Genomic DNA, 17,590 nt, shown 5'->3' with positions numbered 1-17,590 from the left:
ATAACAGAGCGATCGCGAAACCCACCTGGCAAAGGCAATGGTAAATGACACCCTAAAATGAAGCGTTAGCGTGGCTTCCCTCTATTTGGCACAGTTGTATAGTAATTATACTCGGTTCAGGAATTATTGAACTCTTAAAATCAGCTTGATTTTAATTTTTTCTATCATACATCGATAGGACTTGTAATACTTTACAATACAGCAACCGTAAACTCTTGTCCTTCCAGACGCCAGATGTTGCATCTGCACTAGCTTCCCTGTAGTCTAAATCGAAACCATTTTGATTGACCGAATGTGGATAACCCATTTGCACCGTTTTCTCACGGGTACAACGAAGCATAACTTGATTGTTTGGTTGACGCTGAGTCTGGTAATTTCCACGCTTTACGGCATTTTAGCCCTTCAGTTTGCCTTCAGCAGCCAATACGTGGTACAGGATGATGCGCGACAGCATGTCTTCTGGATGCGGCGATTTTTAGACCCAGAGTTATTTCCTAATGATATCATTGCCGATTATTTCCAATCGGTTGCACCATTAGGATATCGCGCCCTATACCATTTCATGGCGGGGATTGGGATTGATCCGATTGTTTTGAGTAAAGTTTTGCCCCTGGTTTTGGGATTAGTTACCACAGGTTACTGTTTTGGCGTGGCGGTGCAATTGTTACCAATACCTTTGACTGGATTTATCGCATCTGTACTGCTGAATCAAAATCTGTGGATGCAGGATGGGTTGATATCGGGAACTCCCAAGGCGTTTATCTATCCTATACTGTTAGGGTTTTTGTATTATGGGATGCGCCAGTCACTGATGGGGATGGGAATCGCGATCGCGCTGTTAGGATTGTTCTATCCCTCATTAGTGCTAGTCTGTGCGGCGTTTCTAATTTTGCACTTGTGGCGGTTTAACCGGAAATTTCCCTCTGTGTCTCACAATCGCCGCGATTATGTCTTCTGTTTCACGGGTTTGGCGGTGGCGTTTGCGGTGTTATTACCCTACAGGATTAGTCTGTCAGAATTTGCCCCGGTGATCACGGCTACACAAGCCAAAAGTTTACCCGATTTCTTATCTCAAGGGCGAACTCGCTTTTTTATCAACGATGCTTGGTCATTCTGGTTTAATGGACGCAGTGGTATCCGCATTGATACAGCCTTAGCGCCGCCTCTGAGTTATTTGGGCTTGCTATTACCCGTTGTGTTACGCTATCCCTCTCGCTTTCCCCTCGCCAAGCAGATAACCGGGAATATGGGAGTTTTTCTCAAGTTCTTATTGGCGTCAGCTATTTTATTTTTAGCCGCCCATGCTCTGCTATTCAAACTGCACCTGCCTAGCCGTTATACTCAGCATAGCCTGCGGATTGCGATCGCGCTGGCGGCGGCAATAGTTCTCACCCTAATCCTAGACGCGGTTTTGATGGCGGCTAAGTCTAATTTTCAGGTTTGTCGTCAGCGAGGCGGCGCTTCTGGCACTTTAGTGCCCACTACCAACCCAGTCAGCAAGATTTCTCCAAAATTGGCGAAACCTTTGGCGCTGAGTTTAACAGGTTTAATTGCGATTACTCTCGTGGGATATCCTCATTTGGTTCTGAATACGTTTCCCTGGACGGCTTATATTGGTGGTAATGTCCCAACCTTATATGAGTTTTTTCAACAGCAACCCAAGGATAGTCAAATTGCATCCTTAGTGGAAGAAGCGAATAATTTACCCACTTATGCACAACGCTCAATTTTAGTCGGTCGCGAATATGCGATTCCCTATCATTGGGGATATTATCGCCAATTTCGGCAGCGGATGTCAGATTTAATTGAAGCGCAATATAGTCCAGATTTGGCGATTGTCCAGGAGTTTATCAAAAAATACGGGATTGATTTTTGGCTGCTACCGACTACACCATTAACAGCCGAATCAATTACTAATGATTCTTGGTTGATGCAGTACCAACCTGCGGCAAATCAAGCCATCGCTAAACTTGAAGCGGGGAAACAACCTGTGTTGGCATCGTTGAGAAGTAATTGTGCTGTTTGGGAGACACAGGGATTGATGGTTCTAGAGGCAGAGTGTATCTTACAAAAAAGACGCGATCGCTAAACGGTTAGGATTGAAATTCCGCTATACTAAACTTTAAACGGAGTCGTTATGAGTTTATTTATATGCCCAACCCCACTGTAGAAAATCTGGTGATTATCGGTTCTGGTCCTGCGGGTTACACGGCTGCCATTTACGCCGCCCGTGCTAACCTCAAACCCCTGATGTTTGAGGGCTTCCAAGCCGGGGGACTTCCTGGCGGTCAGTTAATGACTACCACCGACGTAGAAAACTTTCCCGGTTTTCCGGAAGGAATCACAGGTCCGCAACTGATGCAGGGGATGAAAGCCCAAGCCGAACGCTGGGGGACACAGTGCTATACCGAGGATGTCACGTCTGTGGATTTGAGTCAGCATCCTTTTATTATCCGTTCTGACGAGCGAGAAGTTCAAGCCCACAGTATTGTAATCGCCACCGGTGCCACCGCCAAGCGTTTAGGACTCAAGAGCGAACATCAGTATTGGAGTCATGGGATCTCCGCCTGTGCGATTTGCGATGGTGCGACTCCCCTTTTTCACGGTCAATCCCTAGCCGTGGTGGGTGGGGGTGACTCCGCCGCCGAAGAAGCCGTGTATTTAACTAAATACGGGGATCATGTGCATTTATTGGTGCGCCGTGACCAACTGCGGGCATCAAAAACCATGCAAGATCGAGTGCTAAATAATCCCAATATCACCGTTCACTGGAATACGGAGGCGGTGGATGTATTTGGCGAAAATGGTCGGATGAGTGGGGTCAAACTCCGCAACATCCAAACGGGCGAGGAGAGCGACTTACAGGTTAAAGGATTATTTTACGCGATCGGTCATACCCCCAACACATCCCTGTTCCAAGGACAACTCGACCTGGATGAAGTGGGCTACATTATCACCAAACCGGGTTCGGTTGAAACCAGCGTAGAAGGGGTTTATGCGGCGGGTGATGTGCAAGATCATGAATTTCGCCAAGCCATCACGGCGGCGGGAACCGGCTGTATGGCAGCTATGTTAGCCGAACGCTGGTTGTCTACCCATAACCTGATTCAGGAATATCACCAGAAACCCGAATCTGAACAACCTATCCAGAGGTTGGAAGATAAACCGACAGCAGATACAGAAGAAACCTTTGATATAAATAAGACACGGCATGTTGGCGGTTATGCCCTACGCAAACTCTTCCACGATAGCCATCGCCTGATCATAGTTAAGTATGTTTCACCCAACTGTGGTCCTTGTCATACCCTGAAGCCAATTTTAAATAAAGTGGTGGATGCATATTTGGGCAAAATTCACTTTGTCGAGGTTGATATTGAAGCGGAACCCGAAATCGCTGAAAATGCCATGGTTACTGGGACACCTACGGTACAATTTTTCAAAGACAAAGAAATCTTAGATCAACTCAAGGGATTAAAACAAAAAAGCGAATACCGTCAAATGATTGAGAAGTACCTACCCGCCGAAGTTTCAGCAGCTAGAGCGTCGGTCTAGTAATCGCCGTTCGTAGAGACGCGCCATGGCGCGTCTCTGGTGTACTAGATTAATTTCTGAAATCGCTCATCCTGCCGAATACTAGCCAAATCGGAGTCATTTTTGGCTAAATTTCGGTACTGCTCAGGATTCAGATTGATAGTTTTTTGCAGGTTTTCGATCGCTAGGTCAACATTGCCCTGCAAAGCATAACAGCAAGCTTTATTGTAAAAAGCATTAGCACTGTCAGGTTTTAACTCTATCACTTTGTCGAAACTAACCAAGGCTTCTGGGTAGTCTCCCAATTGTAAAAATGCATACCCTCGATTATACCAAGCCTCATATTTGTCGGGCTTGATTTTCAGGGCTTCGTCGTAACTGGCTACAGCATCTTGAAAGTATCTCAAGTTGACGAGGACATTGCCGCGATAATACCAAGTACTATGTTGTTTATACTTAAGTTTTAGGGCTTCATTGTAACTTGCCACGGCTTCTTGAAAACGCTCAAGGCGATACAGTGTACCCCCTCGGTTATTCCAAGCTTCGTGAGCATCGGGTTTAATTTTTAGGGCTTCATCATAACTAGCGATGGCTTCTTGGAACTGTTTTAGGTGTACCCAAGCATGTCCTTGGTTATACCAAGCTTCGTATTTATCCGGCTTAATTTTCAGGGCTTCTTGATAGCTAGCGATGGCTTCAATAAAGCGTTGTAAGCTAAACAGAACATTGCCTCGATTGTACCAACCTTGATGCAGGCTCGGTTTAAGGTCTAGGGCGTTATCATAGCTGACATTTGCCGCTTCATAGTGTCCTAAATTCACCAGCGCATTGCCCCGATTATACCAAGCCGGGTAAAAGTCGGGTTGCAATTTCACCGCCAAGTCATAGCTAGCGATCGCCTCTTCATGGCGTCCCGCCTTATCCAGGGCGATTCCCCGGTTATACCAAAGTTGGTATAAATCCGGTTCACGTTCTAAAACTTGGTCAACTGTCGCGATCGCTTCTTCAAACTGTCCGGATTGGATCAGTACAATACCCAAGTTATACCAAGCTTCATGGGTTGTGACTTCCAAGGGGTGATTGTAGCTAACGTTTGCGGCTTGAGGATTTTCTAGAAGGAGAGTACTCATTGATGTATTTTTTGGCTATGAGAGGCTTTTGACCTGGTTCACAGGTTGCAGCGTTGAGGGGGAACGTTCTTGACGATTCTCGATTGAGTGCAATACATAAAGGAGTCGGGAAACGAATGTGGGGTTTAGGGTTTAGGGTTTAGCAATCAGAACCGCGACGTTCACGGCTTAGGGTTGTCTCCTCACTTATCCTAGTCAACGCTTTTACTTGCTTATTCTTCCCCAACTCCCCCAAATCCGGATCAGTATAGGCAGGTACGATGGAAGGATTCATCTGGCAGATATAGCACTACGCATACAGGTTAGGACATTCTTTACTGCCGATGAGTTCCCCTTCCCCTTGGGATAACCGCTCCTCGTAGTGCTATACCAAGGCTGGTGTGATGCAGTTTCCCGATAGTGCGGGTTATCAGGGTTTTTGTATCGATTCCAGGACAAACAACGGCGATCTATCTCATGTTTACGGTTCATGTTCGCTATTTGTTCGTGATTTTGTTACGAGAAAACTTGACAGTTTATTCGTTGGATTAGAAAATGGAAGTATGAGGGCGAATATTACTCTAGGATGGAAGTATAAAATAAATGGAACACTCTAAACTGTTTGAACATTTCCTTATTACTCGAATGAATGTGGATTGGAACTTATCAAGGCATCGGCACGACCGGAACAGTTCCGTTTTTCTTGATCATAGATTTAATTTGTTTGACAAAATTTGTTATCCCTCGGTTTTAAGCCAAAATAACAAAATTTTTTTTTGGATAATTTTATTTGATGCGGCTTTACCTATCTCGTTTAAGCAGAAAGTTGAACGTTACTGTTCCCAGGCATCAAAAATTAAAATAATACCAGTTTATGTTCAGAATAAAAACACATTAATAAATACAGTTAGAAAAACTATTCAGCAAAATCTAAGCAATAAAACAAGGTATTTAATAACGACAAGTATTGATAGTGACGACGCAATTAGCCAGAATTTTGTTTCCCTAGTTCAAGAAAAATTTAGTCGCCAAGATTTTGAATTTATCAATTTTCCTTTTGGTTATTTGTATCGAATGAAGGAACAGAGTCTCTACCTAAGAGAATGGCTGACTTCTCCCTTCTATACATTAATAGAAAACATAAATGATTTTAAAACAGTTCTTCAGTATAATCATACTGAGATTAAAAACTATAGAAATCGCCAAATAATAACTAAGCCTGTATGGATCATGATTGCTCATGGAGAAAATGTACGTACTAATTTTGATGTAAGCGCCGCATGGCAACCTCTCTATAGATTGGGGTCGGACTTTACGATTAATTTAGAGTTTCCCTCTAAAAGTAGAAACTCTTATTTGAAAGAGATAATTGAGGCAGTGTACCAAGTATATGGTAGTCGCAAAAAGTGGGATACTAAAAAAGTTAAGATCAGGAAAATAATTAATATTTTATCCCCTTCTTTAGTACGTTTTACTAGGAAACTATAGTCGCTTTATCCAATAAGCAGCCGACTTAAAGCTTCCTTCCTCCAATCACCCGCTGAAACCGCTTATTTTTCCGCAACCGTTTTTATTAAAAGACGCGATCGCATCGTCTTGTTTTTCGAGTTTCATCAACAGACAGCCTTGGTTGAACCATATTTCCGGGTGATCAGGACTAATTTGCAGGGCTTTGGCGAAACTCTTGAGGGCGGCTTTGTGGCGTCCGAGGTTGGTTAAGGCGTTACCGCGATTACTCCAGGCTTTATCGTAGTTGGGATTACAGGCGATCGCTTGATCGAAACTGGCGAGGGCTTCTTTGTTACGTTCCAGAATCATCAGGGAACTCCCGCGAGAGTTCCAGGCTTGTGCAAGTGTGGGTTCTCGTTCAATCACTTGATCAAAACTTGCGATCGCGGCTTCATGCTTTCCCCAGTCTGCCAGAGCTATGCCTCGATTCAGCCAGATGCGCGTATCCTGGGGGTTTAACACCCCCGCTTGGTCAAAGCTGGCGATTTCACTCTTGTCTATTGCTGATGCTCCCCCTCAATGGTCACAGTCGATTTCCCTCTATCTTTGCAAATCTTTACAAGTTTGTATTGTTTTATACCTATTCTTTAAGATAGATATACGTTTATAATAATTCTCAAAGTCTCAGCCAAAGTAGCGACAACGCCCCAACAGGGGTTGTGTCTCCTACTCTCTAACAAATGCCGTTAGAAATTTCAGGAATTGACTATGGCAAGTAGCGCCACTAGCCAAAGAAAAGCTAATAGTAAAACAAACAGTCGTACCCATAAAAACACAGAGGAAACAACCATGGCAAAAGATAACGAAACCCAATCAACAAAGCTAGCTATTCAAAAGCAGCAAGCTGGGGGAGTTTCTCTGGTTGAACCTTCAATCCCTCTACCGGGAAATCGTCCCATAGCCACCAGTTCGCTAAAAGTGAGTGATCAAGGTTCAATAAGAGGGATGCGTCCTGTGGATACCAGCGAGTTACAAGTTGTTGGCACATTTTCATCCATGGGTGATCGCCCGATCGCGGCGAGTAACATGCAAGTCCGAGATATCATGGCTGTGTCAGGAAATCGCCCGATTTCTGTGAGTACCCTGCATCTTACGGGTACAGAAATGATTCTGGGGAATCGCCCCATCGCCTCCAATATCATGGAAGAAATTGATGAACTGATTGGTTATCTAGATTAATTTTTAGTTGAACTCTATCTTCCAGGTTGTCGAGATATTCTAGCAGAGTGTCTCGACAATTTTGTCGGGTAATCTCTAAAAAGGAAGTAGTAAACCCCGATTGGATCTAACCAATTCATACTTTAGGTATAAGGCTGGGATCAGCATAATCTACCCGTAGATTGACGATTCTAATAAAAAATACAGATACATTGGATATTAACGGAAAAGAAATTGCCTAAACAATTATTTACTTGGTGGGCAAATTCATAATCATCATAATTGGGAGACTCTTAAAATATGAGTACTGAAGATAGAGCTAAAGCAACTGCCAAAAACATTGAAGGTAAGGCACAGGAAGCCATGGGTAATGTTACTGGTGATCCTGAAGATCGGGGAGAAGGTAAGGCAAAGCAAAATGAAGCTGAAGCTCGCCACGCTGTCGAAGACGTGAAAGACAAAGCTAAACAAGCAATTGACTAATTGCATTGTAAAGAATAGTAAGCAGGTAGATATTTGTGCGCGATTGGGAACGCCGCCAAAGCCGTATCTGATTTTATTTTAGTCGGCTGATTCACTTCTACCTGCCTTACTAGAGTCGGAGGTCTAGGCAATCTTGCTCTAGACCTTCTGGTTATTTCTTTAAAACCCAATAGTAGTTTCATCAGGAGGTTGCTGTGAGTTTAGGTCAAAGAACTCGCCACTTTTTCACAGCTTTGGCTTTAATTTTAGTCCTAGCTACAACATCGGCTTGCCAAGCCAACCAAACCAAGGCAAAAGCGCCAACGGCACTAAATCCCAGTGTAACCTATCAACAATTAGAACAAGGTAACACGGCAGCAGGTCAAGAGTTTGGGAAGTGGGTGGTACAAACGGCAAAGGGATTAATTAGTGATGCCTACGTGCGCGATAACGATAAGTTAGGTATTGTGATTACACCTAAAGTTCGTCCCCAAGAGGTTAAGGATTTAGCCCGGTCTTTAGTTCAAGGGTTTCACCAGAATTTTCCCAATCGAGATCTGAAGGTATTGGTATACGCCCCGGATAAAGAACTGATTGTGACAGCGAATTACAATAATCAGTCCCACCAAGTTACGTATCAATAAAAAAGGAGATAATAAACCATGGCAACTAGCGACCAGTATAAACGCCAGATCATGAATGATTTGGCGGGTGGTAATACAGAATCTCTGGAACCTGTTCCAGAAAAGCCAGAGCAAGAGTATCAAAACTTTGATGACTTTGCTCAACGTTCTTCGCGAGATGAACGACGTCAATTATTTGGCAGATCCCTGCATCCCGATCGCATTCCTCCCAGTCAGATGGAACCCGAACTGCGACAGGCTATCGCCCAGATTAAGCCCAATGAACGGGATGATGTGGCGCGTGAGTTTTTCAAGCAACTCAAGAAACGTGGATTGAGCGATCGCGACTTAGAAAAGCAACTGGGACTTTCAACCCATCACGCTAGCCGGATGACGGAAGATGATGTGGCTAAACTCGCCGCCTTTACCTATCACTCTCATCCAGATATCTTTCAGGAGGTTTTAGCTGATCAACCTGCGATTGTCAAATTCCTTAGCAATCCCTTGGTGGGGGCGGTTATGGGGGCAGTTGCCTCAAAATGGTTTGGACATCGTCGCTAATCACTCAAGGTTTAAGTTAATTGTTCATTGTCATCAACCTGCGTAAGCAGGTTTTTTTATAGCAGTGGTTTCTAATCCCCAGGATAGGCAGGTAAGTTTTGATCCTTCACTTCGGAAAGAGTGCGAGGATTATTGGTCCTTAGACACACCTTACAATTATCTATCCTTGCGGCAATCCTTAAACCAAAAGCCCGCAGAAAACTACTAAGCGTCGAGTCTAAGTTAGATAACCCCAGAGGGAGCCTGCTCCCCAAGCGTAATGGTACTTTGTGAAATTGTCTGATCCATCCGTTCTCTCTCTTTCCCTAAGTTCCTGTCCGCCCGACAGTACGCTTGCTCTTAGTCCATTGATTGACTAATGTTTTTACAGGTGATTGCTGATGTCTTGCACTACATTGGCAGCCAAAAAATTTATGATGATATCACGTTGCTCGTGCTGAAACAGAAATGAATTTAGGGAAAAATTAATTATAATTTTAGGTATTGGGTATAAAAAGCATAAACCCTTGAGGCACAATATAATGTTTAGGAAAATAAAACATTTAGTTAGCCAAACATCAGGCAGTGTGCCGCTACGCATGGTTTTGGTCGTTCCTTTTGTCGTGCAAATCTTTGCCACAGTGGGATTAATTGGATACCTGTCCTTTCCCACGGGACAAAAAGCGGTCAATGAACTCGCTATTCAGTTAAGCACTAGGGTAACAGAGCGGATTAATCAACACCTAAAAAATTATTTAGAAACGCCACACTTTATGCAGGCTATAACCGTATCATCAATCCGTAATGGAAATCTAGATATTAATAATTTTACCAGCTTACAGCAACAGTTTTGGTCGGATATCCAACTGTCGGATGCTGTTGATTATATTTTCTTAGGGGATCAAGACGGTAATTTTATTGGTGTGCAAGAATATAGGGATGGTGGCAAAGTGGTGAAGTTTCGCGATCGCGCCACCGCCCCTAAACGGCTGATTTATGCTCTAAACGAGGATGGAGAGCGGACTGAGTTGCTCAAATCCCAAGACTATGACCCCCGTACTCGCCCCTGGTATCAAGCAACCCTGAAAGCGCAAACCCAAACCTGGAGTCCCATCTATATTTCCGCCGATTTAGGTATTTTGCAAATTACGCCCGCGACGCCAATTTATGACCAACAAGGAACGCTGCAAGGAGTTTTGGGGACTAATTTAATTTTATCTCAAATTAGTGACTTTTTACGGGACTTGAAGATTAGCAAATCTGGACAAGCCTTTATTATTGAACGTTCAGCTAACATCGTTGCTAGTTCCACCGATGAACTTCCTTATATCTCCACTGATTCAGTACCGATTCGCCTCAATGCTCTGAATAGCCAAAAGCCCGGTATTAAATTGACGACTCAAGAACTATTCCAACAGGTTGATAATCTCAATCAAATTAATCAACCTCTACAATTTGCCTTTGAACTCAACAATAAAACACAACTGGTACAAGTCTCACCGTTAACCGATGTACAGGGGTTAGACTGGTTGATTGTGGTTCGGGTTCCCGAAGCGGACTTCATGGCACAAATTACCGCCAATACTCGCACCACTATTTTGCTCTGTCTTGCTGCTTTAGGGGTGGCTACAATTCTTGGTATTCTCACAGCGCGATGGGTGACTCAACCCCTTTTATCCCTGAATACGGCTGCCAAAGAGATTGCTAAAGGAGAATGGGAAAAAATCGTCGAGATTAATCGTTCGGATGAAGTGGGAGAGTTAGCAAAATCCTTTAACAGCATGGCTAAACAGCTTCATGAGTCCTTTGAAACTTTAGAAGAAAAAGTAGAAAAAAGAACCGCTCAACTGGCTCAAGCCAATGGCGAAATTCGCGCCCTAAACCAACGTCTTAAAGCCGAAAACCTCCGCATGAGCGCCCAACTTGATGTCGCCAAACAGTTACAACAAATGGTTTTACCCAAGCCAGCAGAATTAGAAGCAATTGAAGGATTAGATATTGCGGGGTTTATGGAACCCGTTGACGAAGTGGGAGGAGACTATTATGATATTCTCCATCACGATGATGTTGTGACGATTGGCATTGGTGATGTGGCTGGACATGGGTTGGAAAGTGGTGTAGTCATGCTAATGGCACAAACGGCAATTAGAACCCTTCAGGAAATACAGGAAACTGACTTGGTTAAATTTTTGGATGTTATCAACCGTACCATTTATCACAATGTTGAGCGAATGAACTCCGATCGGAATATGACCTTAGCAATCTTAAACTATTGCGGCGGACGAATCAGCATTAGCGGACAGCATGAAGAGATTATAGTCGTGAGAGCATCGGGCGAGATTGAGCGAGTCGATACAATAGATTTAGGCTTTCCGATTGGCTTGGATGAGGAAATTAGTCAGTTTATCAGTCACGTTTCCGTGCAATTAGAGTTTGGAGATGGTATTGTGCTATATACCGATGGCATTACCGAAGCCGAAAATCTGGAGGGAAAACAGTACGGATTAGAACAGTTATGTCAAATTATCAGTCAAAATTGGCAAAGTGCAGCAGAAGCGATTAAACAAATCGTGATTGATGATGTGCGGCGACATATTGGTTCTCAAAAGGTTTACGACGATATCACACTATTGGTACTCAAACAAAAATAGATAGTTTGGGATTCCGGGTACAGTTAGACGTTGGCGATAGTATTTTTTCTATACAGATAAAATAAGAACTCTATGAAAGAGAGCAATTTTGTGAGATCATGAGAGTATGTCCCTCCTGGAATGAATAAATTAAGTCTTTTAATTAGTAATTGATGGCTATGCCTAAGATATTCGGAGAATTTCATGAACGTCTTTCTAATGAACATGAGTTTTTAATTCTTGGCTTTTCACCAAGCTCCATTCCCATTCAGCAACGCTGGCGCAACAATGGTTTATCGGCTGATTTTGTCGCTGATTACTTAACTACATTTTTTCCCGCTATTGACGAAGATCCCGACCCTGAGGGAAAGCGGGTAGAAATAAAAGGAGCGGTGAGTTATATTGCTAATGAGCTACTGGAAAATGCGATGAAGTTTAATGACGATAGTTCTTCCTATCCGATTAAGTTTGGGCTACATATACTAGAGGTGGCGTCAGAAATAACGTTGGTTATGTTGGCAACTAATAGTGTTTCTCATCAATCTGTGGATAAGTTCCAATCCTTCATTAAAGAACTACTCGAATCAGATCTGGATGAACTCTATATGCATCAGTTAGAAAAAAGTGCTGAAGATGAAAGTGGGGGGACTTCTGGGCTGGGGCTACTAACCATGAAAAATGATTATTTTGCCAAATTAGGTTGGAAATTTGAAACCGTTCAAAAAGAACCAGAAGTGATTACGGTGACAACAATGGTGCAACTTAAGGTATAGATTTGAAACCTTTAATCAGTCTTATTGAAAATGTGTAGTCTTAGGAGCAGATGCATTCATGGAAAAGCAAGAAATTCAGGGTGAAAACTACCAAGTAATTGGTGAGCCAGAAACAGCAACCGTCTACTTTAAAGGGTCACTGCGACTGGGTGGGATGAAAGAGTACGAACCCATCGTCAAAATCCTCGATCAGATGATTCAGCAAGACCATTCCCTGATTACGTTAAACCTGCGGGAGCTAGAATTTCTCAATAGTTCGGGGATTAGCATGTTGTCAAAATTCGTCCTGAATGTACGCAAAAAAAAGACTATCCAGATTGAAATTAAAGGTTCTGACCAAATTCCTTGGCAAGGAAAATCCTTAAAGAATTTGCAGCGATTAATGCCAGGATTAAAGTTGGAGTTGGAGTAATTTACAGCACGGATTTATAGCAAAAAATTTAAAGAACCCCCCTTTTTGCCACGGCGATTAAAATCGCTGCTACACTTGCCTTTCGTCCGCTTGACAAGGACTAGGTTATACTCACATCTTGCACCATTCAAGGGTAAGCTAAATTGTAGTGGCGTGGCACACCTAAAATGGTGAAATAGATTTGGTTCGTAGTCAGGGCTTTAGCCCTCTCCAGCTAGGCGTTAAAGCACTCTTCGTGCTTACTACAAACAAAGTCCTATTTTAACCCGGTCACGCCGCCATCGTGCGTTACGCTTCGCTAACGCACCATTGCTTAAAGCTTAGAACCGTTGACCCAAACCAAACTGGAGTCGGCTATCTCCTTGATCATTAAATCCTAAATCGGCGCGAATGATACCCACAGGGGAATTAACGCGCAATCCAGCACCGTAACCAAAGCCTATTCCCGGTTTACCCCGCACCACACCCGGTTCTCCAGGTACGGTTTCACCAGAACCCAAATCGGATGCAAAGTCGGCAAAGACAACGGCGCCAACCGGATTGAATAGGGGAATCCGATACTCCGCTGACGCTAACACATAACTGCGCCCCGTTCCCACCTCTCCTGTACCGTAGCCTCGCACCGAATTTTGACCGCCGAGGTTAAAGGCGTTGTAGGGGGGTAAGTCACCAATCGTAGTTCCTCCCTGAACGTTAAATGCCAAGACTTCTTGAGTATTGTTATTAAATACATCAACGGGAACATACTGGGAGTAGTTCGCCTCCAGCCGATTCATCAAAATACTACCATTGCCAATCGGTACAGACTGTTCCGTACTCAGACGAGCCAAAGAACCTTGGGTAGGATTGACGGGATTGTTTCGTTTGTCTCGCGTCACTCCGGCGGAGACAGTAACTAAATCATCAATTCCGTTATCACTAAAGGAGAGACGATTGCCTAATTCATCAACCGCATTAATTTTGCCGTTACTATCGCGGATACTGGTACGGGTATAGTTGACTCCCACCGACGCATCCCATTCCTGATTCACGGGTTTGGATAGGGTTACACCACCCCCAAACTGTCCTTCACGGGGATCATCCCCATTAGCGAGATCAACATCATCATCGAAGGTTTGGGATACAGTACGACGTCGAAACGTATTCACCTCATATCCCGGTTGTTCTGGATTACTGGCGCGATATGGTCTACCATAGTTGCCATTAAACTGCAAGTCCCGACGGCTAAACTGCATATTCAGTCCGAGTTTCTGGTTCACACCGCCGAGATTGAAGTCGTTATAGCTGAGAGTGCCAAAAACACCGCTATCATTGCTATATCCTGCCCCAGCATTCACCCCACGGGCTGATCGTTCGATTAGATTATAAATAACATCGACATTTCTAGCATCGCCATTGAGGGAAATGTCTACTTGATCAAATAATCCCAACTGATAAAGCTGTTGCAAGTCTTGGCGGACAACCTCTACATTAAAGACTTGACCCGGTTGTAGGTTCAATTCGCGATCGATGAAAGCCTCGCGAGTTCGTCCGTCTGTGGGTTCACCTTCTTCGTCTAGGAAGCGGAAATTAATTTCACCGACAACGCCTTCAGCCACGTCAACGGTAATCACACCATCGGGTGTCGATCGCACGTCTAAAACCTGTGCCAAGATATAGCCATTGTCTTTATACCATGCTTCTAATTTTTGTAAGCCTTGACGTAGGCTAGCCGGACCAACGGGTTGACCCAATTGCGGATTAAAAATAGAATTAGCAACGTCTGGAGTGAGAACCTGGTTACCCGAAAGTTGTAGCGATCGCGCGATAACGGGTTCAACTTGATAAACCACCTCCCAGCCTGTGGAGTTAGCGGTTGGCGTGACACTGGCGTTGGCAAATACGCCTGTATCTAAAATTGCTTGAATATCCTGATCCAGTTGAATTTGACTGGTTTGACCCCCCGGACGAGTTCTAATCGTTTTTAAGACAAGCTGCTGCAATTCTTCCGACACACCAACGACTTGCACGTCTGTAGCGAGGACAACTAAATCGTTAGCAGGTTGTGATTGATTAAATGTGGGAACAGATTGGGCAAATTCTGGGGTTGGCGTCGCTTCTGGAGAGGCTACAGTTCTAGGGGAAGGCTTTGCTGAGGTGGCTTCTGTGGGGACAACATAGTTTCTGGTTTCCGATGGCGGGTTAGCAGTTGTGGGATCTGGAGTAGCGTTGACTGGGTTAGTTAAGTCCCCACCGATAAGCACAGCCAAAGTGGAAAAAGCAACAGCTTTGTATAGCATAAAATTAGCCTCAATCGTCCTGTTCGTTGGTTAAATTCTTTTACGTTTGGTTAACCTGACCGAGGCTGAACCAGTGGAGTTCCAACTGATGTGCCACCTTTGTATCTGACACAATCAGTTTTGAGAAATTAGGACTTACGCAATTTGAGGATTCAAACCCTCTCTATAGGGGTAAGGTGGGCATTGCCCACCCTACCGACTTGAAAGCGGTGTAGTATATCAAATTCAGGTCAAACGTTATCGCGACAGTATGCAACCAATTGATTGGCTGATAGTTCTGCTCTACCTGATTAGCTCAATGGGCTTAGGACTTTATCTCTCACGCAAAGCCTCAGGGAGTTTGGTGGATTTTTTCGTATCCGGGCGATCGCTCCCTTGGTGGTTAGCGGGTACAAGTATGGCGGCGACAACGTTTTCCATTGATACGCCCCTTTACATTGCGGGGGTTGTGGGTAATCGAGGCATTGCCGGAAACTGGGAATGGTGGAGTTTTGGCATTGCTCATCTGGTGATGATTTATATCTTTGCCCGATTGTGGCGACGTTCAGAAATTATCACCGACGCGGAATTGACTGAACTGCGTTATGGCGGACGAACAGCAGCAATTTTACGGGGAACGAAAGCATTTTTATTTGCCGTACCGATTAACTGTATTGCCATTGGCTACGCCATGCTTGCCATGATTAAAGTGGTGGATGCTCTGGAACTTTGGCAGAGTTTGGGGATTGAACCGGGAGAAAATCTGAAAATTTGGAGTGTGGTTGGTGTTAGCATTCTGGTTTTAATTTACTCAGGTTTTGCTGGGCTTTGGGGTGTGGTCACTACCGATTTTTTCCAGTTCTTTTTAGCACTATTTGGGGCAATTGTTGTCGCGATCGCGGCGGTGAATCATGTGGGTGGAATTCATGTTCTTGTGCCAAAAGTGCAGCAGATAACTGGACATGATATCTTATCCTTTTTTCCCATCACTGATAATTTTCGCTGGAGTGAAACGGCTGGGATTACCGCCAGTACCTTTTTTGCCTATATCTTTCTCCAGTGGTGGACGTTTCGTCGTAGTGATGGCGGTGGGGAATTCGTGCAACGTCTGGCGGCGTCTAAGGATGAAGCGGAGGCGGAAAAAGCGGCGTGGTTATTTAATATTCTCCATTATGTAGTTAGAACTTGGCCCTGGATACTCGTGGCGCTAGTGGCAATTGTCGTCTATCCCGATTTATCAGACCGAGAATTGGGTTATCCTAAACTGATGCTGGATTTTCTACCCCCCGTGATGTTGGGGTTAGTCGTCACGTCTCTACTGGCTGCGTTTATGAGTACAGTATCCACATCGATTAACTGGGGCGCGTCTTATTTAACCAATGACCTGTATCAGCGCTTCATGAAACCTGATGCTCAACAGTCAGAGTTGGTATTAGCGGGGCGAATTGCTTCAGTGGTGGTGACGGCGTTGGGGGCTATGGCAGCGTTCTTTTCTCAGGATGTGGCGACTGTCTTTCGGTTAGTGATTGCCATTGGCACAGGTCCTGGCTTAGTCTTAATTCTACGCTGGTTTTGGTGGCGGATCAATGCGGCGGCTGAACTGACGGCAATGGTGGGTGGGTTTATTGTGGGGTTGACGACTAGTATTGTGCCGATTATCCAGATTGAGGAGTTTGGCTTGCGTCTATTGGTGACGACAGCCATTACCAGTGTGTTATGGATTACGGCAATGTTGGTGACACCGCCAGAATCTGAGGCGACTCTGGAGGCGTTTTATCGCCAGGTTCGTCCAGCAGGTCCTGGTTGGCAACGTCAACAGGAACGCACAGGGTTACTACCGATTCAAAACCTGGGACAGGATATTAAACGGGTACTTGCCGCCATTTTATTGTTATTTGGTGCTATGTTTGCGATCGGAGGGTTTTTGCTGCTGCAACCCCTGACGGGTTGGGTGTCCCTCATTGCCACTGTGAGTGGTGCAATGTGGCTGCGTCAGCTTAATCGGAAAAAACCTTTACCTGTACCTAGACCTGGATTAGATGATCGGTAGCGAATGTGACCATTGGGGAGGATTTCAGTAGATAATTTGATTAAACCGATGTTCTCAGTAATTCTAAGATAGATAAGAATAGCGTTACAAATCTTTACCCTACTGCATACCTATGTCTATTTTTCGCCAATATATTGCCCCTTTTCTGATCGTCTTAGTTTTTGTCGTCGCATTACTCGCCGTTAGCGCTCGCATCTTTTTGCCCAATGATATGGCAGCGCCTGCACCTATTGAAGAGACGAATTCAGTTAGCATGAGGGGATTGGGGATGTGAGAGAGTATTGAGTAGGGGCGGGTTTAGGGACTTTCGTCTCGCTGTTCATGATAACTGTTGTTCAAAACCCGCCCATAGCTTACGCGAGGTTTCTTACGCTTCTTATGACCCAGTTGCGCGGTTCGACAGATCCCCTAAAATATGCTTAAATCTATGCATAACTCTTTAGGCGCAAGCTATGCATAGATTAGAGCATCTAGTTGAGGAAAAGTAACGATGCCACGCCGCAAGAAGCAACAGAAAACTCAAGAAATTTACACT

General features: G+C 44.4%; 15 protein-coding genes. 12 read left to right on the top strand and 3 right to left on the bottom strand.

Annotated features, from left to right (window positions below; all coding sequences use genetic code 11):
- Positions 1–280 precede the first annotated feature (280 nt).
- Complete coding sequence (locus RIM23_RS21735; RefSeq protein WP_446369229.1) at positions 281–2,089, top strand: hypothetical protein; 1,809 nt, start codon at positions 281–283, stop codon at positions 2,087–2,089.
- Between the two features lie 62 nt (positions 2,090–2,151).
- Positions 2,152–3,552, top strand: coding sequence for a thioredoxin-disulfide reductase (gene trxB, locus RIM23_RS21730; RefSeq protein ID WP_446369227.1), 1,401 nt, complete (start codon positions 2,152–2,154; stop codon positions 3,550–3,552).
- Between the two features lie 44 nt (positions 3,553–3,596).
- Here trxB and RIM23_RS21725 read toward each other — a convergent pair whose 3' ends face one another.
- Positions 3,597–4,661, bottom strand: coding sequence for a tetratricopeptide repeat protein (locus RIM23_RS21725; RefSeq protein ID WP_446369225.1), 1,065 nt, complete (start codon positions 4,659–4,661; stop codon positions 3,597–3,599).
- A gap of 582 nt (positions 4,662–5,243) precedes the next feature.
- On the opposite strand from RIM23_RS21725, the gene RIM23_RS21720 reads away from it, so the two are divergent.
- A complete protein-coding gene (locus RIM23_RS21720; RefSeq protein WP_446369223.1) occupies positions 5,244–6,128 on the top strand; it encodes a glycosyltransferase in 885 nt (294 codons plus the stop codon).
- 45 nt (positions 6,129–6,173) lie between these two features.
- Here the strand turns inward: RIM23_RS21720 and RIM23_RS21715 are convergent, their stop codons facing one another.
- On the bottom strand, positions 6,174–6,635 hold the full coding sequence (locus RIM23_RS21715) for a tetratricopeptide repeat protein (RefSeq protein WP_446369307.1): 462 nt from the start codon (positions 6,633–6,635) through the stop codon (positions 6,174–6,176).
- Between the two features lie 303 nt (positions 6,636–6,938).
- Between RIM23_RS21715 and RIM23_RS21710 the strand changes: the two genes are divergently transcribed.
- The 7 genes from RIM23_RS21710 (at position 6,939) to RIM23_RS21680 (ending at position 12,747) form a co-directional block, all read left to right on the top strand.
- Positions 6,939–7,328 carry a hypothetical protein gene (locus RIM23_RS21710; protein ID WP_446369221.1) on the top strand — a complete coding sequence of 130 codons (390 nt, stop codon included), beginning with the start codon at positions 6,939–6,941 and terminating at the stop codon, positions 7,326–7,328.
- A gap of 279 nt (positions 7,329–7,607) precedes the next feature.
- Complete coding sequence (locus RIM23_RS21705) at positions 7,608–7,790, top strand: CsbD family protein (protein ID WP_446369219.1); 183 nt, start codon at positions 7,608–7,610, stop codon at positions 7,788–7,790.
- Positions 7,791–7,984: 194 nt separating this feature from the next.
- A complete protein-coding gene (locus RIM23_RS21700) occupies positions 7,985–8,413 on the top strand; it encodes a hypothetical protein (protein WP_446369217.1) in 429 nt (142 codons plus the stop codon).
- 18 nt (positions 8,414–8,431) lie between these two features.
- Positions 8,432–8,953: a hypothetical protein gene (locus RIM23_RS21695; protein ID WP_446339931.1), complete on the top strand. Its 522-nt coding sequence runs from the start codon at positions 8,432–8,434 to the stop codon at positions 8,951–8,953.
- 521 nt (positions 8,954–9,474) lie between these two features.
- Complete coding sequence (locus RIM23_RS21690; protein ID WP_446369215.1) at positions 9,475–11,583, top strand: SpoIIE family protein phosphatase; 2,109 nt, start codon at positions 9,475–9,477, stop codon at positions 11,581–11,583.
- 158 nt (positions 11,584–11,741) lie between these two features.
- Positions 11,742–12,335 carry a DUF6272 family protein gene (locus RIM23_RS21685; RefSeq protein WP_446369213.1) on the top strand — a complete coding sequence of 198 codons (594 nt, stop codon included), beginning with the start codon at positions 11,742–11,744 and terminating at the stop codon, positions 12,333–12,335.
- Between the two features lie 58 nt (positions 12,336–12,393).
- Entirely contained in the window at positions 12,394–12,747 is a 354-nt protein-coding gene (locus tag RIM23_RS21680; RefSeq protein ID WP_446369211.1) for a slr1659 superfamily regulator, read from the top strand.
- A gap of 320 nt (positions 12,748–13,067) precedes the next feature.
- Here RIM23_RS21680 and RIM23_RS21675 read toward each other — a convergent pair whose 3' ends face one another.
- Positions 13,068–15,026 carry a BamA/TamA family outer membrane protein gene (locus RIM23_RS21675; protein ID WP_446369209.1) on the bottom strand — a complete coding sequence of 653 codons (1,959 nt, stop codon included), beginning with the start codon at positions 15,024–15,026 and terminating at the stop codon, positions 13,068–13,070.
- 250 nt (positions 15,027–15,276) lie between these two features.
- Here RIM23_RS21675 and RIM23_RS21670 point away from each other — a divergent pair, with 250 nt between their 5' ends.
- The gene (locus RIM23_RS21670) at positions 15,277–17,055 is read left to right on the top strand and encodes a sodium:solute symporter family protein (protein WP_446369207.1); all 1,779 of its coding nucleotides are present in this window, start codon (positions 15,277–15,279) and stop codon (positions 17,053–17,055) included.
- 112 nt (positions 17,056–17,167) lie between these two features.
- Positions 17,168–17,329: a hypothetical protein gene (locus RIM23_RS21665; protein ID WP_446360037.1), complete on the top strand. Its 162-nt coding sequence runs from the start codon at positions 17,168–17,170 to the stop codon at positions 17,327–17,329.
- The last annotated feature ends 261 nt before the right edge of the window (positions 17,330–17,590 follow it).

Origin of the sequence: Coleofasciculus sp. G3-WIS-01 (genome assembly GCF_040223135.1) — a bacterium.
GTDB lineage: Bacteria > Cyanobacteriota > Cyanobacteriia > Cyanobacteriales > Coleofasciculaceae > Coleofasciculus.
The sequence above is the reverse complement of the archived record's forward strand: the minus strand, read 5'-3'. Positions and strand labels throughout refer to the sequence as shown.

What these genes read in the sequence shown, in the direction of transcription:
- trxB (WP_446369227.1), top strand. Translation starts at nt 2,152, where the DNA reads ATGCCCAACCCCACTGTAGAAAATCTGGTGATTATCGGTTCTGGTCCT.
- RIM23_RS21725 (WP_446369225.1), bottom strand. Translation starts at nt 4,661, where the DNA reads ATGAGTACTCTCCTTCTAGAAAATCCTCAAGCCGCAAACGTTAGCTAC.
- RIM23_RS21720 (WP_446369223.1), top strand. Translation starts at nt 5,244, where the DNA reads ATGGAACACTCTAAACTGTTTGAACATTTCCTTATTACTCGAATGAAT.
- RIM23_RS21710 (WP_446369221.1), top strand. Translation starts at nt 6,939, where the DNA reads ATGGCAAAAGATAACGAAACCCAATCAACAAAGCTAGCTATTCAAAAG.
- RIM23_RS21705 (WP_446369219.1), top strand. Translation starts at nt 7,608, where the DNA reads ATGAGTACTGAAGATAGAGCTAAAGCAACTGCCAAAAACATTGAAGGT.
- RIM23_RS21695 (WP_446339931.1), top strand. Translation starts at nt 8,432, where the DNA reads ATGGCAACTAGCGACCAGTATAAACGCCAGATCATGAATGATTTGGCG.
- RIM23_RS21690 (WP_446369215.1), top strand. Translation starts at nt 9,475, where the DNA reads ATGTTTAGGAAAATAAAACATTTAGTTAGCCAAACATCAGGCAGTGTG.
- RIM23_RS21685 (WP_446369213.1), top strand. Translation starts at nt 11,742, where the DNA reads ATGCCTAAGATATTCGGAGAATTTCATGAACGTCTTTCTAATGAACAT.
- RIM23_RS21680 (WP_446369211.1), top strand. Translation starts at nt 12,394, where the DNA reads ATGGAAAAGCAAGAAATTCAGGGTGAAAACTACCAAGTAATTGGTGAG.
- RIM23_RS21675 (WP_446369209.1), bottom strand. Translation starts at nt 15,026, where the DNA reads ATGCTATACAAAGCTGTTGCTTTTTCCACTTTGGCTGTGCTTATCGGT.
- RIM23_RS21670 (WP_446369207.1), top strand. Translation starts at nt 15,277, where the DNA reads ATGCAACCAATTGATTGGCTGATAGTTCTGCTCTACCTGATTAGCTCA.
- RIM23_RS21665 (WP_446360037.1), top strand. Translation starts at nt 17,168, where the DNA reads ATGTCTATTTTTCGCCAATATATTGCCCCTTTTCTGATCGTCTTAGTT.